The sequence below is a fragment of the Citrobacter sp. XY323 genome (assembly GCF_025106035.1).
In the GTDB taxonomy this organism is placed as follows: Bacteria; Pseudomonadota; Gammaproteobacteria; order Enterobacterales; family Enterobacteriaceae; genus Citrobacter; species Citrobacter braakii.
The window spans coordinates 91,029-115,215 of record NZ_JANYUK010000003.1; the positions used below are offsets into that span (position 1 = coordinate 91,029).

The 24,187-nt window shown below is 52.0% G+C and carries 22 protein-coding genes and 2 tRNA genes; 11 read left to right on the forward strand and 13 right to left on the reverse strand.

Annotated features, from left to right (window positions below):
* Window positions 1–112 precede the first annotated feature (112 nt).
* Window positions 113–253: a hypothetical protein gene (locus N0B36_RS06250; protein WP_016152930.1), complete on the reverse strand. Its 141-nt coding sequence runs from the start codon at window positions 251–253 to the stop codon at window positions 113–115.
* A gap of 331 nt (window positions 254–584) precedes the next feature.
* On the opposite strand from N0B36_RS06250, the gene N0B36_RS06255 reads away from it, so the two are divergent.
* Window positions 585–2,066: an APC family permease gene (locus tag N0B36_RS06255; protein ID WP_016152931.1), complete on the forward strand. Its 1,482-nt coding sequence runs from the start codon at window positions 585–587 to the stop codon at window positions 2,064–2,066.
* A gap of 21 nt (window positions 2,067–2,087) precedes the next feature.
* Here N0B36_RS06255 and N0B36_RS06260 read toward each other — a convergent pair whose 3' ends face one another.
* The gene (locus N0B36_RS06260) at window positions 2,088–2,786 is read right to left on the reverse strand and encodes a cache domain-containing protein (protein ID WP_016152932.1); all 699 of its coding nucleotides are present in this window, start codon (window positions 2,784–2,786) and stop codon (window positions 2,088–2,090) included.
* A 24-nt stretch (window positions 2,787–2,810) separates the two neighbouring features.
* Window positions 2,811–3,536 (reverse strand): FadR/GntR family transcriptional regulator, encoded by a 726-nt coding sequence (locus N0B36_RS06265; protein ID WP_016156385.1) that lies wholly within the window; start codon window positions 3,534–3,536, stop codon window positions 2,811–2,813.
* A gap of 315 nt (window positions 3,537–3,851) precedes the next feature.
* On the opposite strand from N0B36_RS06265, the gene N0B36_RS06270 reads away from it, so the two are divergent.
* The 4 genes from N0B36_RS06270 (at window position 3,852) to N0B36_RS06285 (ending at window position 8,957) form a co-directional block, all read left to right on the forward strand.
* The gene (locus tag N0B36_RS06270; protein WP_259686196.1) at window positions 3,852–5,279 is read left to right on the forward strand and encodes a gamma-aminobutyraldehyde dehydrogenase; all 1,428 of its coding nucleotides are present in this window, start codon (window positions 3,852–3,854) and stop codon (window positions 5,277–5,279) included.
* Between the two features lie 11 nt (window positions 5,280–5,290).
* Complete coding sequence (locus N0B36_RS06275; RefSeq protein WP_016152935.1) at window positions 5,291–5,764, forward strand: ester cyclase; 474 nt, start codon at window positions 5,291–5,293, stop codon at window positions 5,762–5,764.
* Between the two features lie 88 nt (window positions 5,765–5,852).
* Window positions 5,853–7,745, forward strand: coding sequence for an NAD(P)/FAD-dependent oxidoreductase (locus N0B36_RS06280; RefSeq protein ID WP_053389351.1), 1,893 nt, complete (start codon window positions 5,853–5,855; stop codon window positions 7,743–7,745).
* A gap of 3 nt (window positions 7,746–7,748) precedes the next feature.
* Window positions 7,749–8,957, forward strand: coding sequence for a cytochrome c (locus tag N0B36_RS06285; protein ID WP_259686197.1), 1,209 nt, complete (start codon window positions 7,749–7,751; stop codon window positions 8,955–8,957).
* A gap of 47 nt (window positions 8,958–9,004) precedes the next feature.
* Here the strand turns inward: N0B36_RS06285 and N0B36_RS06290 are convergent, their stop codons facing one another.
* Window positions 9,005–10,480 (reverse strand): PLP-dependent aminotransferase family protein, encoded by a 1,476-nt coding sequence (locus tag N0B36_RS06290; RefSeq protein ID WP_216404134.1) that lies wholly within the window; start codon window positions 10,478–10,480, stop codon window positions 9,005–9,007.
* Window positions 10,481–10,586: 106 nt separating this feature from the next.
* On the opposite strand from N0B36_RS06290, the gene puuE reads away from it, so the two are divergent.
* From puuE to N0B36_RS06310, 4 genes are all read left to right on the forward strand, one after another.
* Window positions 10,587–11,849 carry a 4-aminobutyrate transaminase gene (puuE, locus tag N0B36_RS06295; RefSeq protein ID WP_016152939.1) on the forward strand — a complete coding sequence of 421 codons (1,263 nt, stop codon included), beginning with the start codon at window positions 10,587–10,589 and terminating at the stop codon, window positions 11,847–11,849.
* A gap of 175 nt (window positions 11,850–12,024) precedes the next feature.
* Window positions 12,025–13,080: an ABC transporter substrate-binding protein gene (locus N0B36_RS06300; protein WP_216404135.1), complete on the forward strand. Its 1,056-nt coding sequence runs from the start codon at window positions 12,025–12,027 to the stop codon at window positions 13,078–13,080.
* Window positions 13,067–14,071, forward strand: coding sequence for an iron ABC transporter permease (locus N0B36_RS06305; RefSeq protein ID WP_216404033.1), 1,005 nt, complete (start codon window positions 13,067–13,069; stop codon window positions 14,069–14,071). Before N0B36_RS06300 ends, N0B36_RS06305 begins: the two co-directional genes overlap by 14 nt.
* Complete coding sequence (locus N0B36_RS06310; RefSeq protein WP_103766252.1) at window positions 14,068–14,820, forward strand: ABC transporter ATP-binding protein; 753 nt, start codon at window positions 14,068–14,070, stop codon at window positions 14,818–14,820. The genes N0B36_RS06305 and N0B36_RS06310 overlap by 4 nt, the downstream gene beginning before the upstream one ends.
* On the opposite strand, the gene N0B36_RS06315 is transcribed toward N0B36_RS06310, so the two are convergent.
* The 6 genes from N0B36_RS06315 to N0B36_RS06340 form a co-directional block, all read right to left on the reverse strand.
* Window positions 14,789–15,529, reverse strand: coding sequence for a substrate-binding domain-containing protein (locus N0B36_RS06315; RefSeq protein ID WP_216404032.1), 741 nt, complete (start codon window positions 15,527–15,529; stop codon window positions 14,789–14,791). The genes N0B36_RS06310 and N0B36_RS06315 overlap by 32 nt on opposite strands.
* Window positions 15,530–15,728: 199 nt before the next feature.
* A tRNA-Val gene (locus N0B36_RS06320) sits at window positions 15,729–15,805 on the reverse strand.
* A gap of 4 nt (window positions 15,806–15,809) precedes the next feature.
* Window positions 15,810–15,886 (reverse strand) — tRNA-Val (locus N0B36_RS06325).
* A 199-nt stretch (window positions 15,887–16,085) separates the two neighbouring features.
* Window positions 16,086–16,568, reverse strand: a complete 483-nt coding sequence (locus N0B36_RS06330; RefSeq protein ID WP_016152944.1) for a glutathione peroxidase — start codon at window positions 16,566–16,568, stop codon at window positions 16,086–16,088.
* Between the two features lie 267 nt (window positions 16,569–16,835).
* Window positions 16,836–17,846: a type I glyceraldehyde-3-phosphate dehydrogenase gene (gap, locus tag N0B36_RS06335; RefSeq protein WP_046274911.1), complete on the reverse strand. Its 1,011-nt coding sequence runs from the start codon at window positions 17,844–17,846 to the stop codon at window positions 16,836–16,838.
* A 78-nt stretch (window positions 17,847–17,924) separates the two neighbouring features.
* The gene (locus tag N0B36_RS06340) at window positions 17,925–18,905 is read right to left on the reverse strand and encodes a GlxA family transcriptional regulator (protein WP_103766255.1); all 981 of its coding nucleotides are present in this window, start codon (window positions 18,903–18,905) and stop codon (window positions 17,925–17,927) included.
* A 248-nt stretch (window positions 18,906–19,153) separates the two neighbouring features.
* Here N0B36_RS06340 and N0B36_RS06345 point away from each other — a divergent pair, with 248 nt between their 5' ends.
* Entirely contained in the window at window positions 19,154–19,624 is a 471-nt protein-coding gene (locus N0B36_RS06345) for a GNAT family N-acetyltransferase (protein ID WP_046274913.1), read from the forward strand.
* Window positions 19,625–19,722: 98 nt separating this feature from the next.
* On the opposite strand, the gene N0B36_RS06350 is transcribed toward N0B36_RS06345, so the two are convergent.
* Both N0B36_RS06350 and N0B36_RS06355 read right to left on the reverse strand, forming a co-directional pair.
* The gene (locus N0B36_RS06350) at window positions 19,723–20,916 is read right to left on the reverse strand and encodes an MFS transporter (RefSeq protein WP_259686198.1); all 1,194 of its coding nucleotides are present in this window, start codon (window positions 20,914–20,916) and stop codon (window positions 19,723–19,725) included.
* Window positions 20,917–21,057: 141 nt separating this feature from the next.
* Window positions 21,058–22,194 carry an alpha/beta hydrolase gene (locus tag N0B36_RS06355; RefSeq protein WP_259686199.1) on the reverse strand — a complete coding sequence of 379 codons (1,137 nt, stop codon included), beginning with the start codon at window positions 22,192–22,194 and terminating at the stop codon, window positions 21,058–21,060.
* Between the two features lie 172 nt (window positions 22,195–22,366).
* On the opposite strand from N0B36_RS06355, the gene N0B36_RS06360 reads away from it, so the two are divergent.
* The gene (locus N0B36_RS06360; RefSeq protein ID WP_181628704.1) at window positions 22,367–23,257 is read left to right on the forward strand and encodes a LysR family transcriptional regulator; all 891 of its coding nucleotides are present in this window, start codon (window positions 22,367–22,369) and stop codon (window positions 23,255–23,257) included.
* A 51-nt stretch (window positions 23,258–23,308) separates the two neighbouring features.
* Here N0B36_RS06360 and N0B36_RS06365 read toward each other — a convergent pair whose 3' ends face one another.
* The gene (locus tag N0B36_RS06365) at window positions 23,309–23,821 is read right to left on the reverse strand and encodes a GNAT family N-acetyltransferase (RefSeq protein ID WP_016156401.1); all 513 of its coding nucleotides are present in this window, start codon (window positions 23,819–23,821) and stop codon (window positions 23,309–23,311) included.
* Between the last annotated feature and the right edge of the window lie 366 nt (window positions 23,822–24,187).

Genomic DNA, 24,187 nt, shown 5'->3' on the forward strand with positions numbered 1-24,187 from the left:
AAATGTTATTAGTGAAAGCGGTGTTAACAATGGGTAAACGCAATGGGAAATGTAGATAAGAGTAGGGGCATAGTCTGGCGGTAAAAAAACCGGCATTGCGCCGGTTTGGAAATCAGATTTTACAGGCGTCGCCGCAGTCATTATCAGCAATAATGTCCTGCGCTTTCTTGTCTGCATCTTCCAGACGTTCAGCATTACGCTCTTGCGCTTCTTCCAGTCCATCAAAGACCAGATTATCGAGATCAATTTCCATCATTCACCTGCTCAGGTTCAGCGTTTAACATCACATTATTATATTGCAAAAATGTTGCTTAACAGCAGCGATTCTTGCTACTTAGCGTCGAACTCAATTCGGGGTGCCTGTTTCCCCGCCAATTGGCCAACAGTTAGCAATTGCTAAAGAACCGTGAAGCGTAAATACCGAATAATGCTTGTGCCCTCGACTGTTTAATTCCCACCTTTTCATTAACGTGATGCGCGATCATTTTTAACAAATTAGCGACAAAATCACTATACATATAACTTAATATCTTTTATACATTAATTGTTCAACCCTGCGACTATTCCACAAAAGAGAAAGCTATATGGAACAGACACCTGATAAGAAAAACGATAATTTTCAAAAAGATGGCAAAGAACAGTTCAATCGCTCGATCGGTCTTATTTCAAACTTTGCGTTGGGTTTTACCTACCTTTCGCCGCTTACCGCCGTCTATTCGCTGTTTGCACTGGCCGTAACGCTGGCGGGGCCGCCCGCAGTCTGGTGGATTTTAATCGTCGCATGTGGACAACTTTTGGTGGCGTTGGTGTTTGGTGAGGTGGCTTCCCAGTATCCGATAACCGGCGGGCTTTATCCGTGGGCCAGAAGGTTATGGGGCAAGAAATATGCGTGGATCGCTGCCTGGATTTACCTGTGGGCCCTGGTGGTCACCATTACGTCAATCGCGGAATATACGTCAACATTTGTTGAGTCGCTCTTCCACTATGGTCAGACGCCAGCCACTATGTTGGCGACTTCCGTCCTGCTGCTGCTTTTGATGATGGCTGTTAATATGTCCGGGACTAAAAATCTGGCTCGGGTCGCAAAAATTGGCTTCTGGTGTGAAATCGTTAGCGTGATTGCGCTGGGAATTTATCTGCTGATATTCCACCGTTCGCAGCCATTCTCCGTAATTTTTGATTCGATGGGCGTGCTGGCGCATGACGGCAGCTATTCCACCGCATTTATGTCTGCCGCGCTGATGGGGCTGTTTATGTTCTTTGGCTTTGAGGCCTGCGGTAACGTTGCGGAAGAGGTACAGAATCCAAGTAAAAAGATCCCGGTTGCGATGATTTTGAGCATCGTATTTGGTGCGATTTCGGCGATTATTTCCGTCATGGGATACCTCCTGGCTTCACCAAATCTGGTCAGTATCGTGAATGGCAAAACGTCTGATCCCATTCCGGCCATCCTTAATGAAGCACTTGGTGAAACTGGCGCAACTATCTTTATCATCGTCGCGATTGTGGCGATGCTGTCGTGCATTTTGTCTCTGCAGGCTGCGTTAAGCCGCCTTATCTTTTCTTTCTCCCGCGACAGAATGCTGCCGGGAAGTGAGTGGATGTCAAAGATCTCTAAAAATGGCGTTCCGGATAATGCGATGGTTGTTAGCTGTCTGCTGCCAGTCATCATCTGCGTTTGGGTCTATTTCCAGCCAGACAATCTGTCGCGTATTACCGCGTTTGCCGTCATCGGTATTTATATCTCGTTCCAGATGGTTGTGCTTGCCGCACTGCGCCAGCGCCTGAAAGGCTGGAAACCGGCCGGGGAGTGGACCATTGGCGGTTGGGGCGTGATTGTGAACGTGCTGGCGCTAGCCTATGGATTGTGTGGGATCTGGTTGTTGGCGCAACCGGCAGACAGCAGCGATTTCATCGACCGTTGGACGGTACTGTTCGGCCTGGCGATTGTCGTTGGCTCCGGGCTTATCTATATGTTCCTGACCCGACCGTTTGGTCGCTCTGCTGCGCCGGAAAACGACGCCATTGCCTACGCTAACAAGCTGAATATGGGGCAGGATAACTAAAAACTAAGGGCCTTCGGGCCCTTAGTTTTGATAGTGATAAAGGATAAAGTAGTCGCTCTGATAAACAACGGTACTGTTTGCGGGAGAGAGTAATTCACCCACGCGAAAACGTGGCCAGCTGGAAAAGATAATTCTGTTTTCCAGATTGGTCAGAATGACATAGTCAGGATGAGCGCAGGAGAGCAGTTCGGCCTCTATCTGACTGACCAGCAGATCGACGGCGGCAACGCCAAGAAACTGATCGTTGTAGTAGATCGGCACTGCCGAGGTCAGGGTGTAGGAAATATTGCAGATGTAGTCGACGTAGGGACCGTGGATATAGGCTTTTCCTGCCGGAGGTGAGTGCTTAAACCACTCGAAGGTTCTGAAATCCAGACGTTGCTGGGTGGCCTGATCTAAATCGAGGTGCGCCTGACTCAAACCATTATCTTTCTTATACCACCATTCCAGCAGCCAATACTCTTTTGTGGTGGCAGTGCTCTCAATATGGCTGGCGAACCCGGCCCCTGAACAGTAATGATTGTTACTGAGGGTGCGCTTGATGTGTTGCTGAACGGTAGATCTCACCGATGGATCGAGGACAACTTCTGCTGAGGCCTTTTGCACCCCGGAAATCGCCTCATGGATGCTCCTCGCCAGCGCAACGGTAGAATCTACGGTAGAGGCGGTAATATCATCAATCTTACGAATTAATGCGCTTAAGGATGTCGAAGAGCTCATTGTCTGTCCTGCCTTCACTGATTGTCAGTTCGAGTTATATTTCAGCTTTTTTTCAATAAGGTAATAGGTAAACGTGTCGATGATCCGTGTGGCAAGCTGCACGGATTCTGCCTCGTTGTGAGCCGCCAGCGCATCGGCCAGTGCCGAGTAAAGCGCAATAATTTCGGCATGAATGTTGTCTGCGCGATAAAGTATCGCCACCAGCGATGCCCATTCAGCCTGGACCTGCAGCTCCTGATTGGCCAGTCGCGCGGAATGTGAACTGGCAGCTATCGCCAGTAGACAGCGCATATCGGCCTGGGTCATCAGCTCTGGTGAGTTTGCCTTGCTGAGCACCTCAACAAACTCGCGAAATTTGGCGATATCCGCGCCGGTCATCCGTCTGGAAGCCAGCCTTGCGCTATGGCTGATAATGGCGCAATGCATTTCGCCCAGGTCAGAAAGATAATCCGTACTGATCGCTTTGAACGGATGCAGGGCGCTGTTTTTGCCATCAATATTTTCGCAAACGAAGCTCCCGCCATTTCGACCACGAACCGTATGGATAAGATTATTAGCCCGAAGCGTGTTTAGCGCTTCTCTGATAGTGATATGTGAGACACCCATCATCTTTGCCAAATCAGTTTCGTTGGGGAGCTGTTCTTTTGGCTCCAGCAACCCCGTGATAATGGCGTTTGACAGGCGCTGCACTATCTGGTCTGAACGACTGACCTGCCCGATAGGCGCAAATATGACCGCGTGAGTAATCATAATCTTTTCTGCACTCAATTCCCTGAAACAACGACCATTTTTAACACATGCCCGTCGGGCAAGGAAGGTAAGAATGGCCGAGTTATTTTACATGCCTATGCGCAACGTCACTGCACAAGCGGATGTGTGTCCCGATAACCTCATGATGAGCTGAGCATAAAGCCTCGGCTCACAATGAAAAGCCTTATCCCGAAAATGTAAAAATTAAGTTAAAAATGCGAGGCTTATCATAGTGTCAATGTTGCGCATTTGAAAATCTTTTACAATATATATATTACATAAGATTCTTTATGTATTAACGGGCAGGAGACAGACATGAAAACCCTGAAGCATTTTATCAATGGGCAATACGTAGCAGGTCGTAGCGAAGATACCTTCGAACTGGTGAGTCCGGTCGACGGCGAAACGTACGCATTATCACCCAACGCCAATGCGGAAGAGGTGGAGCAGGCCTACTCGGCGGCGGAGGCGGCGTTTAGCATCTGGCGAAAATCGACGCCGGCACAGCGGCAAAAGGCGTTATTGCAGCTGGCAGATGAGATTGAACGAAACGTTGAGCGGCTGGTGAACGCGCAGAGTCAGGAGACCGGTCAGCTTCGCCATTTTATTGAGAAGGAAGAGATCGCGGCATCCTGCGATGCCATCCGCTTTTTTGCCGGTGCGGCGCGCTGTCTTGAAGGGAAAGCGGCAGGGGAATATTCCGCTGGGTTTACCTCGACTATCCGCCGTGAACCGCTGGGTATCGTTGGTCAAGTCACGCCATGGAACTACCCGTTCATGATGGCGGTATGGAAGATTGCGCCAGCGCTGGCAGCAGGCAATACGGTCGTATTAAAACCCAGCGACACCACGCCGGTCAGCACGCTGCTGTTGGCTGAACTGGCCGCGCCGTTGTTCCCAAGAGGGGCGTTTAACGTCGTATTAGGTAAAGCCAGCACCGGTTCGCTGGTGGTTTCAAACCAGAAGGCCTCACTGGTTTCGATTACCGGTTCGGTCCGCGCGGGCCTACAGGTTGCGGCTTCGGCAGCGGCGAACCTGACCAAGGCGCATCTGGAATTGGGCGGGAAAGCGCCTGCGGTGGTGTTTGCTGATGCAGATATGGACAAGGCGATCGCGACGATCACCACGGCAGGTTTCTTCAATGCTGGCCAGGATTGCACGGCGGCTACGCGTATTCTGGTCGAACAATCCATCTACGCTGAATTCCTGGAAAAGCTGGTTCAGAAAACGAAGAGTATTAAATTTGGACCGCCAGCGGATCAGGCTGCGCTATATGGCGCATTGAACAGTAAAAACCAACTGGAGCAGGTGAAAGGCTTTATTGCGCGTTTACCGGCACATGCAAAAATTGAAACGGGTGGGCGTGCCGGGCCAGGTCCGGGCTTCTATTTTGAGCCGACGATCGTCTCCGGATTGCATCAACATGACGAAGCTATTCAGCATGAAGTATTTGGACCGGTAATGACTATTCAGCCGTTTTCGACTGATGAAGAGGGTCTACACAAAGCGAATGATGTGGAATATGGTCTGGCCGCCAGCGTCTGGACCAGTAACCATGGTCGCGCACAGCGCTACAGCATTGACCTCGATTTTGGCACCGTGTGGATTAACAATCACATTCCTCTGTGCGCCGAAATGCCGCACGGCGGGTTCAAAAAATCGGGTTATGGCAAAGATCTCTCATCCTATTCGCTCGAAGAATATACCCGGGTGAAACATATCATGTGTGACATTTCTGAATAGAGAGGATGTCGATGAAAACATTAAACATAGCGGTGCTTTCATTCGTGATGTTCTCGGGCTATAGCCTGGCAGAAAGCACATCGCTGAATACCGTTAAAGAGTATATGGCGGCCTGGAATGCACACGATGCTTCGCGAGCCGCGCAATATCTTGCTGATGACGCAGTCTATTATGATGCCGCCGCTGGCGAACCGATAAATGGCAGAGAAAAAGCTGAAAAAGAGGTTATCGGTGCCTTTATTAAGGCGGTGCCAGATCTGAGCTGGAAAATGGTCGGCAAACCCGTTTACGACGAAGATACCGTGGCGTTTCGTTGGGAATTTTCAGGCAAAAATAGTGGTGAATGGGCAGGGAGTCCGCCGACAAATAATCCGATAAAATTTGAAGGTGTCAGCTATATTCATGTTAAAGCAGGTAAAATCACCTGGCAGGGTGATTATTATGATTCTAAAAAACTGGATGAAGAGTTAAAGCCAGGGAAATAGTCGGCTGTACCCCTTTATTACTATGAAGGGGGACATCTCTTATTTGTGTCGTATTTAGGGCAGTGTGTAGCAATAAGGAAAAAAGTTAATGGCAATTACCAGACGTGATTTTCTCAACGGCGTCGCGGTGACTATTGCGGCGGGGCTTACCCCGCTGGAATGGGTCAGGGCGGCAGGAAAGGGAAACGCATTTATAGATGGAAATTATTATCCGCCAGGGCTGACGGGGCTGCGGGGTAATCATCCTGGATCGTTTGAAATGGCGCATGCAGTAGGCCGCGAGCATAAACATTTTGATTTAAACGCTCTGCCCGTTGAGGAAGAGTACGATCTGGTGATTGTGGGCGGCGGTATTAGCGGGCTGGCTGCCGGTTGTTTCTGGCGCCAGCTTGCCGGGCAAAATAGCCGGATCCTGATCCTCGATAACCATGACGATTTTGGCGGGCACGCCAAACGTAACGAATTTACGAGCTCAGGTAAGAAATTACTCGGCTATGGCGGTAGCGAAGCATTCCAGTCGCCCGCGCACAATTTCAGCCCTGAGGTGCAAAAACTGATGGAAACCGTGGGCGTCAGCGTCACGCGGTTAAAAGAGAGCTTTGACGTAAACTTCTACCCCGACTGGCAGCTCAGTCGTGGCGTTTTCTTCGACAAAAAGAATTTTGGCGAGACAAAAATCGTCAGCGGCGATCCAGGGCGCGCGGTATCTGATGATATCCCGCCGAACAGGCTAAATGGCCGTAAAATTGAAGACTTTATCAATGATTTTCCGCTAAGTGAGCACGACCGAAAGGCGTTGATCGACCTGCACGTCCATCCTGGCGATTATCTTCCGGGCATGACGGTCGATGAGAAAATGGAATGGCTGGATACCCACAGCTACAGTGAATTTTTGGCCACAAAAGTTGGTTTGAGCAAAATGGCGCTGCTCTATTTTCAGCAGCGTTCTAATGACTTCTTTGCCATCGGCATTGAAGGCATTTCCTGTAGCGATGCCAGAGCGTGCGCATTACCCGGCATGGAGGCGCTGGGAATACCGCCGTTGGACGGCGAGTCGCTGGCCGACCTCGAAGAGCCGTATGTTTACCATTTCCCTGACGGTAACGCCGGGCTGGCCCGACTGTTAGTCAGGTATATGCTGCCGGATGCGCTACCGGGTAACACGATGGAAGACTCTGTCCTTGCCAGACTGCATTACGAAAAGCTGGATCTGCCGGAAAACACCACGCGCCTGCGTCTGAACAGCACGGTGATTAATGCGGCCAACACAAAGGATGGCGTGGTGGTGACCTATCTGCGTGACGGCAAAATGCATCGCGTGCGCGGTAAAAACACCATCATGGCGGGCTATAACATGATGATTCCGTATCTGGTGCCTGAGATGCCGGAACAGCAGCAGGCGGATCTCAAACTGAACGTGAAGGCACCGCTGGTGTACACCAACGTGGTGGTCAAAAACTGGCAGGCGTTCAAACAGCTTGGCGTGCATGAATTTTACTCTCCGGCGGCACCTTACAGCCGGATTAAGCTCGACTATCCGGTCAGCATCGGCGGGTATCAACACCCGGCCTCACCGGACGAACCGATGGTCATTCACATGGTCTATGTGCCTACTTATCCGGGCAGTAATCTGTCGGCCAGAGAGCAATTCCGTCTTGGGCGAGCGTATTTACTGGGGACCACATTTGCGACGCATGAGGAGATGATTCGCTCCCAGTTACAGGAAATGTTTGGCTCAACGGGCTTTGATAATCAACGCGATATCTCCGCCATTACGGTTAACCGCTGGGCGCATGGCTATGCGTATTACGCCAACGCGTTGTTCGATGATATGGATAAAATGCCAGAAATTATCGAGCGGGCGCGTCAGCCAGTTGGTCGCATTGCCATCGCTAATTCCGATTCTGACTGGGGCGCTTATGCCCATACGGCCATCGACCAGGCATGGCGTGCGGTTAATGAACTCAAGGATATGGGGTGATCTATGCGTAATGTAACCGTTCTTGCCGCCTGTTTGTTTACCGCCTCTGTGAGTGCAGCGGAATCTAATGGCGAATATATCGCCCGTATCTCTGACTGTGTGGCCTGTCATACCACCGAAGGGGGCGCGGCGATGGCGGGTGGCAAAAAGTTTCCTACTCCGGTAGGGGATATTTATTCGACCAACATTACTCCAGACAAAACCCAGGGTATTGGTAATTACTCATACGAGGATTTTGACAAGGCCGTACGTCAGGGAATTGCCAAAGATGGTCATCCGCTCTATCCGGCCATGCCTTATCCCTCTTACGCGAAACTTTCTGATGACGATGTACAGGCGTTGTATCGCTATTTTATGCATGATGTCACCCCCTCTGCGCAGCCCAATAAAGAGAATGCCATTCCGTGGCTACTCTCCGCCCGCTGGCCGCTGCATATCTGGAACTGGCTGTTTACCGACGCGCCAGCGACGACTGTAGAGCGTGCGAAAACGGATGACAACGCTGCGTTGGTAAAACGGGGCGCTTATCTGGTGGAAGGTCCCGGACACTGCGGTTCTTGCCATACCCCGAGAGGCATGGCGATGAACGAAAAAGCGTATACCAATGCTGATGCAGAGTACCTGAGCGGCGCGATGATCGACGGCTGGTATGCGCCTTCGCTGCGCGGCACGGGAATGTCTGAGCAGGAATTAAAATCGCTGTTGCTGACCGGTAAAAGCAAGCATGCCGCGGTTTCAGGTTCGATGGCAGAAGTCGTCACGCAGAGTACACAGTATCTGACCGATGACGATGCCACGGCTATCGCGCAATATCTGCTGAGCCTGAAAAGCGAGAAGCCTGAAACGGTGCGCGTAGCGGCAACTACGGCGTCCTGGTCGAATTCACCCGAGGCGGGCAAAGTGACCTATAACCGCTACTGCTCCACCTGTCACGGTCTGGAGGGGAAAGGTACGGATGATAACGCACCTTCTTTGATCAACAATCCGCTGGTGATGGTTGATGACCCGACGCCGTTATTCAGAGTGATTGCCCACGGCGCAGAAACACCGACAACACGTGGCAGCGTCTCCTTTAAGATGCCGGCTTACGGTGGCATGTTAAGCGACAACGAAATGCGCGACGTGATTAATTACGTGCGTAAAAGTTGGGGAGAAGGGAACGGCGAAGTAAGCCAGGAGGACCTGGCAGGGATTAAAAAAGCGTCACATTAAACAGCATGTCGGATGGACAAGGTGCTTGCAGCGCCATCCGGCAGTGCTTAAACGGCGTTTACTCTGATAATACCCACCAGTCGGGTAAACGCCGCCGCCATTTCATGCTCTTCGATACTGGCAAATCCCAGCAGCAGGCCGCTGCGTTTCTCTTCATTCACGTAATAGCGAGACAGCGGGCGCACCAGCAGCCCTCGCGCATTTGCCTGTTGGGCAATAACAACGTCATCGCTCCCGACGGGCAACTGTAGAATCATGTGCAGCCCGGCGTTGCTGCTGAAGGAGCCAAGATACTGCTCGCCCAACTGGCGACTGATAAGCTCCACCAACGTCTGGCGGCGACGACTGTACAACTGGCGCATTTTACGAATGTGCGCCGCGTAGTAACCCTCGCGGATAAACTCCGCCAGCGCTGCCTGAATCAGCAAATGTCCACCACGATAGAGGTCGTTATGAACCTTCTTCAGCGGCGCGGCGAGCGGTTTGGGCAGTACCACATACCCGAGCCGCAGTGCGGGATAGAGTGTTTTACTGAATGTCCCGATATAGATGACCGGCGTCTCTTCTTCCAGTCCCTGCAATGATGGAATTGGCTGGCCGGAAAAGCGAAATTCGCTGTCGTAGTCATCTTCCACTATCCAGCTTCGCGTTTCACGTGCGCGAAAGAGAAGTGCCCGACGGCGGTTGAGGCTCATTACCGAACCGAGCGGATATTGATGTGACGGTGTCACAAAAATCAGCTTTGGCGCAGATTCGCCAGCCTCCGGCGGCACCATACCTTGTTCATCAACCGGGATCGCCGAAAAGTTAACCGCATTGATGCGCAGAATATTTTTGATTCCCCAGTAGCCCGGCTCCTCAATCCAGGCGTTATCCCCCGGGTTGCATAGCGTCCGGGTCACCAGATCCAGCGCCTGGTGAATACCTTCAGTAATCAGAATTTGCTCCGGTGAACACCGCACCCCGCGTGCGGTGCGCAGATAGTCTGCCAGCGCTTCTTTCAGCTCAGTCACGCCGCCTGCGGCATCGTAAGTGAGAAACTCCGGGCGCAAGCGCCTCGCCAGCCGATCCTGAATTTTTTTGAGCACCCGGTGAGGGAAATGCTCCACATCAGGTACGCCTGGAATAAAAGCGCCCCATTGACGAGGGCTGGCGCTGGCATGGCCCAGCAGCTCAAGGCAGCGGGCAGATAAGCGGGTGTGATCCTCCAGTGTGGCGGCAACGGGCTCTTTGTGGGGACGCAGGTCAAGATTGTCCAGCACGCTGTCGGTGACAAATGTGCCGCTGCTGGTGCGCGCGGAAATATAACCTTCGGCCTGCAATTGCTCGTAAACCCGCAGGACGGTATTGCGCGATAGCGTCAGTTCGCCTGCCAGGTCACGCGACGGAGGCATTCGGGTAGCCGGTTTCAGGCTACCTTCGAGGATGCAACTGCAGATGGCGGCATACAGGCGACGATGCAGCTTTTCATCGGTCTGCTGGCTAAATGCCTGCTTGATCACATCTCCGGCAAGTGAACGCATTTGGATCCTTAAAATAAAACGATTTGGCTCTCGATTAAAGTACCAGATGGCGTCTAAATTTAAAGGGTAATTCAACCTAAATGTATTAATGGACAAGGTGTAGAGAATGAACAATAAAAACCTGCAACAACGTCGTCTGGATGCCACCCCGCGTGGCGTGGGTGTAATGTGTGATTTTTATGCCCAGTCAGCAGAAAACAGCACAATTACCGATATCGAAGGCAATCAGTACATTGATTTTGCCGCCGGGATTGCCGTGCTGAACACCGGACACCGTCATCCTCGCCTGGTGCAGGCAGTCGAAGCGCAACTGCAGGCTTTTACCCATACGGCTTATCAGATTGTCCCGTACGAAAGCTATGTGTCTTTGGCGGAGAAAATCAACGCCGTTGCGCCAATCGACGGCAAGCGCAAAACCACATTCTTCACCACCGGGGCTGAAGCGGTCGAAAATGCGGTGAAAATTGCGCGCGCACATACCGGCCGTCCTGGCGTTATTGCTTTTGGCGGCGGTTTTCATGGGCGTACCTACATGACGATGGCGTTAACCGGCAAGGTGGCACCGTATAAAAAAGGGTTCGGCCCGTTCCCTGGCTCCGTTTACCACGCGCCGTATCCTTGCGAGTTGCAGGGGATTTCTACGGCGGACTCCATCAAAGCGATTGAGCGCCTGTTTAAAGCCGATATCGATCCCACCCAGGTCGCGGCGATCATTTTCGAACCCGTCCAGGGTGAAGGGGGCTTCGTGGTGGCGCCGCCGGAGTTTGTGGCTGCCATCCGCCGTATTTGCGACGAGCATGGCATCGTGATGATCGCCGATGAGGTGCAAAGCGGGTTTGCCCGTACGGGCCAGTTGTTTGCGATGGACCATTACGCTGACAAAGCTGACCTGATGACTATGGCAAAAAGCCTTGCAGGCGGCATGCCGCTGTCTGGCGTCGTGGGCAAAGCTGAAATTATGGATGCGCCTGCGCCGGGTGGTCTGGGCGGAACCTACGCCGGAAACCCGCTGTCAATTGCGGCAGCTCATGCGGTGCTGGATATTATTCGTGATGAACAGCTGTGCCAGCGTGCGGCAGCTCTTGGCGAACAACTGCGCGCCACTCTGACTGACGCGCAAACCGGGTGTCCTGAACTGGCCGAAGTGCGCGGCTTAGGCTCTATGATCGCCGCTGAATTCTGTGACGCAGCGACGGGAGAACCCAACGCTGCCGCCGCACAACGCGTGCAGAAGAAAGCCCTTGAGCAAGGATTACTGCTGCTGACCTGCGGTCAGTATGGCAACGTTATTCGTTTCCTTTATCCGCTGACGATCCCGCAGGATCAGTTCGCCAAAGCGCTCGATATCATTAAAGCGGCAACCAAATAATCCGTTAGTCATAGTGTTACCCACAGCCGACGGTGGTCATCACCGTCGGCTTTTTTGTCGGCATAAATTGATCTTCCTCGTGTGTCGTGCGGTATTTATCGCGAATGGGTTGCCTGTTATATCGTTATATAATTTAATACACATCGTTTTTACTCCGCTATCCAGATGGTATCCCATGTTAACTTTCCGCTCTTTTGTGCTGGTATGCGCCAGCATGTTGTTTGCGTTTTCTGCCCAGGCCGACCGTACGATCACCGACCAGCTTGGTCGTCAGGTCACGATTCCGGACCACGTCGACAAAGTGGTCGTGCTGCAACACCAGACGCTGAATATTCTGGTCCAGCTTAATGCTCAGCAGGACATTATTGGCGTGATGTCGAGCTGGAAAAAACAGCTCGGGCCTGAGTTTGCGCGCTTTATGCCGGCAATTGCCACATTGCCGACGCCGGGCGATCTCACCAGCGTGAATATTGAAAGCCTACTGGCGATTCATCCACAGGTGGTTTTTGTCGCCAACTATGCGCCAGCGGAGATGATCCAGCAGATTCAGAACGCCGGTATTCCGGTCGTGGCAATCTCATTGCGCAAGGATGCAGCCGGGCAACAGAATAAAATGAACCCGACCATGGCCGATGAAGAGCAGGTCTACAACGAAGGGTTAAAGCAGGGGATTCGCCTGATTGCGGATGTCGTGGGGCGCAAACCGCAAGCTGAGACATTGATCGACTACGTTTTTGCGACGCGGGCAAAATTCAATGCGCCGGTCGCAAAAATCCCGGATGCGCAAAAAGTCCGTATTTATATGGCTAACCCCGACCTGATGACTTACGGCTCCGGGAAGTACACGGGACTCATGATGCAGCACGCGGGTGGGCTAAACGTGGCGGCTGCCAGTGTGAAAGGCGCCCGTCAGGTTGCGCTGGAACAGGTATTGGCGTGGAACCCGCAGGTAATTTTTGTTCAGGATCGCTACCCGCAGGTGGTAACGGAGATCCAAAACGATCCTAACTGGCAGGGGATTGATGCGGTAAAAAATCATCGCGTCTGGTTGATGCCTGAGTACGCCAAAGCCTGGGGCTATCCGATGCCTGAAGCGTTGGCGATTGGTGAGCTGTGGATGGCCAAAAAACTGTACCCGGACGCCTATAAAGACGTGGATGTTGATGCGCAGGCGCAAGACTACTATCAGCGTTTTTATCGTGTGAACTGGCAGCCTGATGCAGTTAAGTAAGCGCATTTTACTCCAGCAACCACTCTTAATCGCGACGGTCCTGTTGCTGGGCCTTGGTTCGTTGTGCCTCGGACAATATCCGCTGTCGTTAAGAGAAGTCTTTTATCACCTGATGCACTATAGCGACGCTGAAGGGATTGCCGGTCAGGTTATCTGGACGGTCAGGCTACCGCGAATTCTGATGGCGCTGCTAGCGGGTGGGGCGTTGGGGTTATGTGGCGCGACGCTGCAAGGGGTATTTCATAATCCGCTGGTCGACCCGCATATTATTGGCGTGACGTCCGGGGCCGCTTTTGGCGGAACGCTGGCTATTCTGCTCGGCCTGTCGCCGTGGTTGATGATGGGTTCAACGTTTTTCTTCGGTCTGACGGCGCTGGTCCTGGTGTATGCCATTGCTGCGCTGCAGGGGCTGGAGAATACGCTGGTGCTGATCCTGTCGGGTATCATTTTGAGTGGTTTTTTTGCCGCGCTGGTGAGCCTGATTCAGTATCAGGCTGATACCGAAGAAACGTTACCCAATATCGTGTTCTGGCTGCTCGGCAGCTTTGCGACGGCTAACTGGCATAAAGTTCTGCTGTTGGCGATTCCAGTCGGTATCGCTGCGACAGTTTTGTACCAGCTACGCTGGCGGATAAACCTGTTATCACTCAATGATAAAGATGCCCGTTCGCTAGGCGTCGCGGTAGTTCCTCTGCGACGCAGCGTTTTGCTGTGCTGCGCTTGTTTAGTCGCCGCTCAGGTAGCGGTCAGCGGCAGTATCGCCTGGGTTGGGTTGGTTATTCCGCATCTGGCGCGTTTGCTGGTGGGGGTTGATCATCGTCGTCTACTGCCGTGCGCCTTCTGGATGGGAGGCGGTTTTATGATTGTGGTGGATGATATTGCGCGTACCCTGATGCACGCGGAGATACCGCTTGGGATCATCACCGCATTATTCGGCGCGCCGCTGTTTGCTTTTTTACTCATCCGCTCCAGCCGCCGGGGGACATCATGAAACCTGCCGCATTGCGTGTAAATACGCTTACCTATGGATATCGCACGCCGCTATTTGAGCCGCTTACATTCAGTTGTCAGAAAGGTGAGATCTGGGCTGTGCTGGGACGTAACGGTCTGGGTAAAAGTACGCTGCTCGATACGCTAACCGGCACGCTGCCAGCTTTGGACGGCAGCATTGAAATTGACGGCGGGATCGGGATTGTGGCGCAGCATTGCCACCTGCCATTTCCTTATACGGTGAGCGACGTGGTGCTGATGGGGCGGGCACAGCACGTGAAGCTTTTTGCGCAACCCAGCCAGCAGGATCAACTAAGAGCGACCCAGACGCTGGAGCAGTTAAATATTGCCCAGCTTGCTTCCCACTCGTTTAGCTCACTTTCCGGGGGGCAACAGCAACTGGTGATGATAGCCCGGGCGCTGGTGACGGAGTGTCAGACGCTGCTGCTTGATGAGCCGTGCTCCGCGCTGGATCTCGCCAATCAGCAGGTGGTGCTTCAGCTCATCAGCGATCTGGCCCATCTACAGGGATGCAGCATTCTTTTTTCGACCCACGATCCGCTGCATGCGTTACAAATAGCCACCCATACTTTGCTGCTGCTCCCCGAAGGAAAATGGCGGGCAGGGCCAACGGACAGCATTGTGACGGAAGAGAATCTGTTCCTGGCCTATGGCTTACCGCTGCGAAAACTCAGTCTGGAGAACCACCCGACTCCGTTTATCGCACCGCTGTTTTCTGTTCGTCGTTAAGAGGTAAGAATCCGGCGGCGGTAAGAAACGCCTGACCGCCGTTGGAGAGCATGAATTTAACCAGCGCCATCACCTCGTTGGATGCATCGAGCACCGCCAGTTGGTATTCGCAGCGAATATTGTGCTCATCAGGGATAGCTACATAATGCACGTCGGGTTGGGCGCGCAGCGTATTCGCGTAATGCGCGTAGCCGATAAACAGATCGGCCAGTCCCTGGCAAAGGATCCAGGCGCTCGCCAGTTCACCAGACGGGATTTTCACCGTATCACGCCCACCAACCAGCGGGATGGCGCGCGCCCGAAGCTGTTGTCCGAGTCCTGGCTCCAGTACATCCATATTGTCGAAAAATGCCCAGGTATAGTCTCCGGAAGGGTCGCAGCCGGGCGTGGATGTACCTATTCGTAGCGTTGGGTCGCGGAGCAAATCCAGCCAGGCGCCGTTTCGGTTGCTGACCAGACTCAGTTGATTCCAACTAAAGGTTTGCGTGAGGACAGCTTTTTGCAAAACCAGCAGGCGTTGCGGGTGCTCCCGATTGGCTGAGGCAAAGAGCGCACACGGTTCACCGGCTTCAATACGCTCGCGTAATAAACCTGCCGGACCATATTCCACCTTCACGTCTATTCCGCTATGGCGCGAGAACTGGCTTATTAAAGGGGCAAATGCCAGGCGTAAACTGCCCGCGGCAAACAGAATAATGGAAGAGGGCATGGTATCCGATCTCTGACGAAAAAGGGTTTGCGAAGAGGATAAATGATACGCGCTGAGCATAGAGTTTAGAAGGCTTTGGCGCATCGCTTTGTGCCAGCATCATACGGAGTAATGATTAAGCTTAAGGCTACGAACAGGGGAATAAAAAGAAATTATGAGGTGTAACGAAGGGAAATAGCACCAAATCATAGAAATAATTTGGTGCGTCCGAGTGGACTCGAACCACCGACCCCCACCATGTCAAGGTGGTGCTCTAACCAACTGAGCTACGGACGCAAGATGGTGCGTTCAATTGGACTCGAACCAACGACCCCCACCATGTCAAGGTGGTGCTCTAACCAACTGAGCTATGAACGCAACGTTGTAGGTGACAACGGGGACGAATATTAGCGGCACAGACCGAATGAGGCAAGAGGGAAATAGCATTTTTCTTCCTGAACTCACGCGATTGCAGAGTAATTAAGCAAGTTGATTATATTTTGTTGATTTTGCAGCGTGTTTTTTATTCAGGCTGTGCGCTGGGGCATAATGGGGACGGTTTGAATGACAGGTGCGCTCAGACTTTAAGCGCAGCAAGGATCGCGGTTTCTATTTTCTCAGGGGTAGTGAACGGCGCAAAACGCTTGAGCGGTTTGCCGTCACGCCCGATCAGGAACTTAGTGAAATTCCACTTGATACGCCCACCCAGCACGCCGGGTAATTCGTTTTTCAGGTAACGAAACACCGGATGCGTAGCCGCACCGTTGACTTCCACTTTCTCAAATATCGGGAAGCTCACACCGTAGTTGATGTGACAGGTTTGCGAGATTTCGTCGGCCCCGCCGGGCTCCTGATTACCGAACTGGTTGCAGGGGAAACCAAGCACCACCAGACCCTGCGCGGCGTACTTCTTGTAAAGCGCTTCGAGGCCTGCATATTGCGGCGTGAAGCCACAATGGCTAGCAGTATTGACCACCAGAACCAGTTTGCCAGCGTAGTCGGCCATAGAGACGGGCTCACCATGCAGACGGGTGGCTGTAAGTTGATAAAAGGTGATCATGCCGGAATCCTCAAATAAGATCGCATTACTCATTTTATTATGGTCGCAACTGTCTGATTAATAAACTGACCGTTGAAGTGCTGGCGATTTATTATTTTGTCGGGTTATCGCTAATGTTTTTAAACGCGTCACCCCAGCAGCATCGTTAGGTGACGACTAAAAATGGGGGGCGTGACGTTGTGCGCGATTGTCACTGCGACAAACACGTGACAGATATAAAAAAATCCACGCCTGGCGTGGATTTAGAGAGAGTGTGAGAGCAGGGGATTAACGTTCGTGCTTTGCCATTAGCAGTGCCAGGTCGACGAGGCGATTAGAGAATCCCCATTCGTTGTCGTACCACGCCAGAATTTTGACCATATTGCCGCCAATCACCAGCGTTGACAGGCCGTCGATGATGGATGAGCGCGGGTCACCCTGATAGTCGCTTGAGACAAGCGGTTCATCGCTGTAGCCGAGGATCCCTTTCAGTGGCCCTGTCGCGGCGGCGTCACGAAACGCATTATTGACCTCCTCTGCTGTAACATCCCGCTCAAGCGTTACGGTCAGGTCGACAATGGACACCACCGGAACCGGTACGCGCAGCGAGTAACCGGTTAAGCGACCATCCAGCTCCGGGATGACTTTGCCAAGCGCCTTCGCGGCACCGCTGGAGTAGGGGACAATCGACAATGCAGCGGCGCGGGCACCACGAAGATCTTTTTCCGGCTGGTCGTGCAGCGCCTGGCTGTTGGTATAGGCGTGGGTGGTATTCATCAAACCATGCTTAATGCCGAAATGTTGGTGCAAAACCTGTGCGGCAGGTGCCAGACCGTTAGTGGTGCAGCTACCGTTGCTGACGACAAAGTGTTTATCCGCGGAGTAGAGGTGATCGTTAACGCCCATCACGATGGTTAAATCATCGTTCTTACCGGGGGCGGAGATAATCACTCGTTTTGCGCCACCGCTGTGGATATGCACCGCCGCCTTGTCACGTTCAGTGAAGAAGCCGGTTGCTTCAATGACAATATCGACTTCACGCTGACGCCATGGGATGTTGGCTGGGTCGCGTTCGCTGAACACGGTGATGGATTTACCGTTAACCACCAACTGCCCCTCACCGGCGGTGACGTCGGCGTCGAGTTTACCGAGCAGCGAGTCGTATTTCAGCAGATGCGCCAGCGTTTTACTGTCTGTCAGATCGTTGATTGCCACGATCTGGATCTCCGGGTTACCCAGTGCAGCACGCAGTACGTTACGTCCGATACGGCCAAAACCGTTAATACCGACCTTTACCATGATGAACTCCTTATCTGTTGTCTCTGGAGTCAATTTAGGCCGGTCACGAGTTGGCGTAAATGACAAAAAAGGATCACTTTACGCCATTTTACGACAATGAAAGCGTTGGCGATATTCACCAGGCGTCAGGTGAAGCTGTTTTTCAAACAGCCGTCGCAGGTTAATGCTGCTACCAAATCCTGTTTGTTCGGCGATACGCTCCAGCGTCTCGTTGGTCTGCTCCAGACGCTGTCGTGCAGCGGCCAGACGAGCTTCGGCCACGTAGCGTGCCGGTGATGCGCCCGTTTCTCGGGTAAACACGCGGGTGAAATTACGTGGGCTCATGGCGACTTTTTCCGCCAGTTTATCCACACTCAGATCGGCGGTGAGGTTCTTAAGCAGCCAGGCGAGCAGATCGTTAATCGGGCCCAGGGTACTGGTCTGCTGAAGGTTGTAGCGGCTAAACTGGAGTTGTCCCCCGGGACGGCGCAGGTACATGACGAAATCCTGAGCGACGTCGCGCGCCAGACTGAAGCCGTAATCCTCTTCAACTAACGCTAACGTCAGGTCAAAGCCGGAACTGACGCCACCTGATGTCCAGATATGTTCGTCCTGGATATAGAGCGGACCGCTTTCGACGCGCACCTTTGGGAATTCTGCCTGCATAGTTTCCAGTAGCTTCCAGTGGGTGGTGGCTCGTCTGCCGTCCAGCAGCCCGGTTTCTGCCAGCAGCATCGCGCCGCCGCAAATGGATGCAATGCGGCGGGCGTGGGGAGCGGCAAGGCGTAGCCAGTCAACCACTGCAATTCCTTCCTGCGGGTTTTGACCTCTGCCAGTGATGATGATGGTATCGAGAGGTTCGCGAGGGTCTATCTCATGCAGGCGGTGATCTGCCAGTAGATTTAAGCCGGACTGACCATGGATCACCTGATGCGGTTGCGTTGTCGCTAACTGAACCTGGTAACACGTCTCCGTAGCGCCTTTGGGATGCAGGCGGTTGGCCTGCATCAGAATGTCGGCAATACCGGCGGACTCAAACAGCATACCGCCATCGGGAACAATAATGAGTATCTTCTTCATGTCCTGAAAAGTAATCTTTTTACACAATAAGTCAATATTACATACTCAACTGGAAAAAGCCTTACCCGTGGCGCAGCGACATTACCGCCACAGGCCGATGGTTTGATGTTGACTCAACGGCGTTGCCTACTCAATTCACTTGATTAAGGATAGCGTTGCATTGACCCGATGAACTCACCGTTAGGAGCTGACGCTCCGCTGCACCAAAAATGGTATTGTTCTACAAGTCACACTCCTGACGAGGTTTTATGAAAATCAGAAGGTTTAGTAATGGAGATGAAATTTCGTTATTCAGCGTCTTTTTATCTTCTGTACATACCCTCGCATCACACTACTACACACAGGAACAAATAGATGCGTGGGCCCCAACGGATATCGACCCGGAACAATGGGCCAATCACATGAAGGAATTACGCCCCTTTGTTGTTGAAGTGGATGGTGAAATAGCTGGATATGCAGATCTTCAGCCAAATGGGTACATTGACCATTTCTTTGTCTCGGGAACCTACCCGAGACAGGGAGTAGGGACACTACTGATGAATCGCATTCATGAAGAAGCCAGACAACGTGGAATTGGCGAACTGACTTCAAATGTCAGTAAGGCTGCGGAGGCGTTCTTTCTACGACACGGCTTTCATGTTGTGGAACGTGGGTTTCCTGCCTGTCGCGGAGTGACATTACAAAATGCACTGATGCGAAAATATTTGGTGAAAAAATAGAAGATAACTGGGCTAAAGGTCCGCGATCAGCGAGGGCGGACACTCGGCTCTCTGCCGTATGCCATGACAGAGAGCACGCCAGAAATGAATGGATAGTTCTAGTTTGCTTTGCTGTTTTGACGGGATGTGACAATCGTCATTGCTGCCGCCGCCAGAAGTAAGAAACCACTCAAGCCAAAAGTACTGCGCCATCCCAGAGTGTCGAATACCAACCCACCTGCCGTTGAACCCAGTGCAATCGATAGCTGGATCACCGCAACCATTAAGCCACCACCCGCCTCTGCATCTTCGGGTAGTGCCCGCGCTATCCATGTCCACCATCCCGTTGGCGCAGCCGTTGCTAGTAGTCCCCACAGGCTGAGCAATACGGCAACAGCCCAGATGCTGTGTCCAACCAGCAGTAACGCCCCGGCAGTCGCAGCCATAAGCAGGGGGATCATGATTAAAGTCTGATAAAAACTTGTGATCAGGAATATTGATACGGCCAGTGTGCCGACAAAACCCGCCACGCCTATTGCGAGCAAAATCAGAGAGAGACCAGAAGGGCCTACGCGGGTTACGGTTTCAAGAAAGGGGCGCACGTAGGTAAATAAGGCAAACTGCCCCATGAAGAAGAGCCCGCAGGCCAGGAGTCCCGCAGGGACAATGGTGATGCGGAACAGACGAAGCATAGATCTCTGGGATTTTTGTTTTTTATCGTTTTCCATCGATGGCAGGCTGACCCACTGCCAGATGAACGCGGCTATAGCCAGGGGAACGAGGCATAAAAAAGCCCCTCGCCAGCCCACGGTCGTCCCCAGATAGCTGCCAAGCGGTGCCGCTACAACGGTAGCCAGCGCGTTCCCACCGTTAAAAATCGCCAGCGCGCGGGGAACCTGATGCTGCGGAACGAGCCGAATGGCGGTTGCAGCAGACATGGACCAGAATCCACCAATGACCACCCCAAGCAGGGCCCTCCCCAGCATATAAACCGGATAGCTGGGTGCCAGGGCGACGACTATCCCCGATATGGCCATTAAAACCGTCAGCCCCTGCAGGAGATGTTTTCGGTTCAGATCTCCGGCAATATGGGAGATAGTCAGGCTGGTAATGACCGCCAGCGCGCCAGAGATTGCAATTCCCTGGCCAGCCAGCCCTTCGGTAATGTGTAAATCACTGGCAATAAGCGTAAGCAGGCTGACCGGCATAAACTCGGAAGCGATCAGCACAAACACGCACAGCGTCATGGCAAACACGCCCCCCCAATGCGCATGCTTTTTTTCGTAATGTGGTTTTAGTCTTACTGTGGACATTATCAGATCTCTTAATATCGAATCGGCCTGGTTCAGGCGCAGTCCGGACAGACGTCATTCAGGAAATCACGTCAAAACATGGATGAAAATGATCTACAGGCGTTTTACAGCCGCCTGCAAATATCAGGCGGCTTGGGGCGGTTATCTTAGGTTGGTATTGAAAAACTGCTCAAATTTAGCAAACGGAATCTTACCCGCAACGTTGTCGTACAGATCAACATGATTTGCCCCCGGGACAATCACCAGCTCTTTCTCATTGCTGCCGATCGTCCTAAAGGCATCTTCAGCAAAATAGCGTGAATGGGCTTTTTCGCCGGTCACGATAAGCGTGGGGATAGTGACTTCATTGGCGTAGCTCAGCAGCGGCATATTCATAAATGACAGCGGCATCGTCGCATTCCAGGCCCCGGTTGAGTTGACCGAACGCGCATGGAAACCACGCGGCATGCGATAATAATCAAAGAATTCTTTCAGAACCGGATTGGGATTTGCGGGTAACGTTTCTGGCAGAATACGTTTCGACGTACTGACGTCCCCCTTTTCATCAACATAAATGTCATGCCCGCCGGGCGCGAAAGCTCCGTTCTTCGCATCTTCCCAGCGCTGTGCGTTCAGATACTGTAATACGGCGCGACGATCCGCAGTGGTATAACGGTCTTTACCATCACCTACGCCATGCCCCATCGCACGGCTCATGTCATACATCACACTGGTCGCCACCGCTTTCACGCGGGTATCCATCGCGGCGTCGTTTAAGGCCATCCCGCCCCACCCGCAGATACCCAGTAATCCGATACGATTTCGGTCAACCTCTTTTTGCAGGCCAAGGAAATCAACAGCCGCGCTGAAATCCTCGGTGTTGATATCCGGAGAGGCAACGTTACGTGGATAGCCACCGCTTTCCCCCGTATATGAAGGGTCAAAAGCCAGGGTAACAAATCCCTGCTCAGCCAACGTCTGCGCATACAGACCGCTGGACTGCTCTTTTACCGCGCCGAAAGGCCCGCTGATGGCAATGGCAGCCAGTTTGCGCTCGCCGCGATCCTTTGGAATGTAGAGATCACCGACCAGGGTGATCCCGAAGCGGTTCTGAAAGGTCACTTTACGGTGATTAATTTTCGTACTTTTAGCGAAGGTTTTATCCCATGTCTCGACCAGTGAAACTGGCGCGTTCGGATTGGTTGTATTGGCATAACTCATCGTTGTAACTCCACTTAATGATGCGCAGAGCAGCATGGCTGGTATCGCGGCTGTCAGTTTTTTGGTGAAGGCAGTCATCAAAATCCCCTCATAAAACGTGATAGATACAGGTTTCATACGGACAACACTGCTGTGCTTTGTTGCAATGCGAGCATTATAGTGAGCAGTAATAGTGCTTATTAGAGGGGTAAAATTGCTAGAATTAATACCATATTGTTCTAAATGGTGATGCGATAGCGAGGGAAACGTGATGGCGAAACGGGAAAACTATAATGATTTATACCTGTTCATGCAGGTGGTGCGGGAAGGGAGTTTTACCGCTGCGGCGCAACGACTCGGCCTGGCACAATCAGGTATAAGCCGTTCCGTACGCGAACTTGAAGAAAGACTGGGCGTTCAGCTTCTGGCTCGCACTACGCGTAGGCTATCGCTCACCCATGCCGGCGAACAACTCTACCGGACCATTGAGTCAGGATTCGACGCTTTAGATATGGGGCTTGCCACGCTGGCCCATTATCGCCAGTCCCCGTCAGGTACGGTACGGATTAATGCCAGTCAGCACGTTATTGATAAACTGCTCCTGCCAAAGCTTGCGGTGTTTAAGCAACGCTATCCTGACATCCGGCTGGAACTCATTAGCGAAAGTCGGTTTGTCGATATTATTGCGGAAAGATTCGATGCCGGTGTACGTCTCGGACCGGAAGTTGGCGGTGGCATGATAGCGGTCCGTATTTCCCCCGACATGGAGATGGCCATTGTTGGTACGCCAGAACACTTTCGCCGCTATGGCTTTCCACAAGTCCCGGCAGATTTGGCGGTTCATCCCTGCATCGCTTATCAATTTGGCGATGGAAGCCTCTATACATGGGAGCTTCAACAGGATGGTAAAAAAATAACGCATCAGCCGCAGGGACAATGGGCTTTTGCTGACAGTTATATGGAAGCCAAAGCCGCCAGACTGGGGCTGGGGCTGGCTTATGTTCCGGAAGAACTGGTGTCCGATGATTTAGAAGAGGGTTCGCTCATCAGAGTTTTACAACGCTACAGTCAACGCCTGGAAGGCTCATTTCTCTATTATCCGCACCGCAATGTGTCTCCGGCTCTGCGAGCAGTTATCGATACACTGAGAATTTATGAATGAAGGCCAGGCTGCACACGTGTCAGGGTAACGGGTCTGAGCGAGGAGCGGGCCTTATATACACATCCCCATTAACTTGAGTATGCTCCTCTGTGAATTTGTTTCGAAAATGATGTCGCTGATGTGTTTCATTCCCTGCTTTTTATAGAATTTTTGAGCACGTTCATTTTGTTCAAGAACCTCCAGCCATAAATATTTTTTCCCCTGACTTCGGGCAAGATCTATGACTTTATTAAACATTAGTTGACCGTAATGCTGATTCGTTTTGGTTGGGGCAAGGTAGAGTTTATTAAGTAAAACACCGCTGATGTCTGTATTCGGGATAGTTGCTTGCCATGTCAGCTTCACAAAACCAATCGGCTGCTCGATTTCAACTATATACCAGCTAATGTTTTTATCATTAATACTCTGCTCAATAACAGGAAGTGAATATTCACCCTCCAAATAATTATCAAATTCTGATTCTGACTTCCACATATGCTTAAAGTGCGCAGTATAGAAGCGGTAGCCAAGCTCATTTAGTAATCCCGAATCGGCTAATGTTGCTTGTCGTATGATTAAAGACATGGGAGAGGCCCTTACTTTATGAGAGAAAAATGATCTTAAATTTGTAATATATACGGCCTGTTAAGTCTATATGTCCGTTGTGACTGTCTTACCCTCAAACTTTGAATACGCAATCTAAGGTCTGAAGTTGGTGGAGCTCGACCATTAAGTTATTTTTTATCGATGTTAGCTTCTGGCTCGAAGCAGACAGGCCAACTGATTGCCTGGTCTGCTTTGAGCGAAAATGAAAAGACATCTTCCGAACTTGCGGCTGTTCATTCAGGATTTTACAAACAAGCTCATTATTCCTACTGCCAGGGCGCTATAGAAAAGCAACTGATACAGATTCGTCGGCACGTCTGTCCATTTTCTAACGATGCCCAGCGC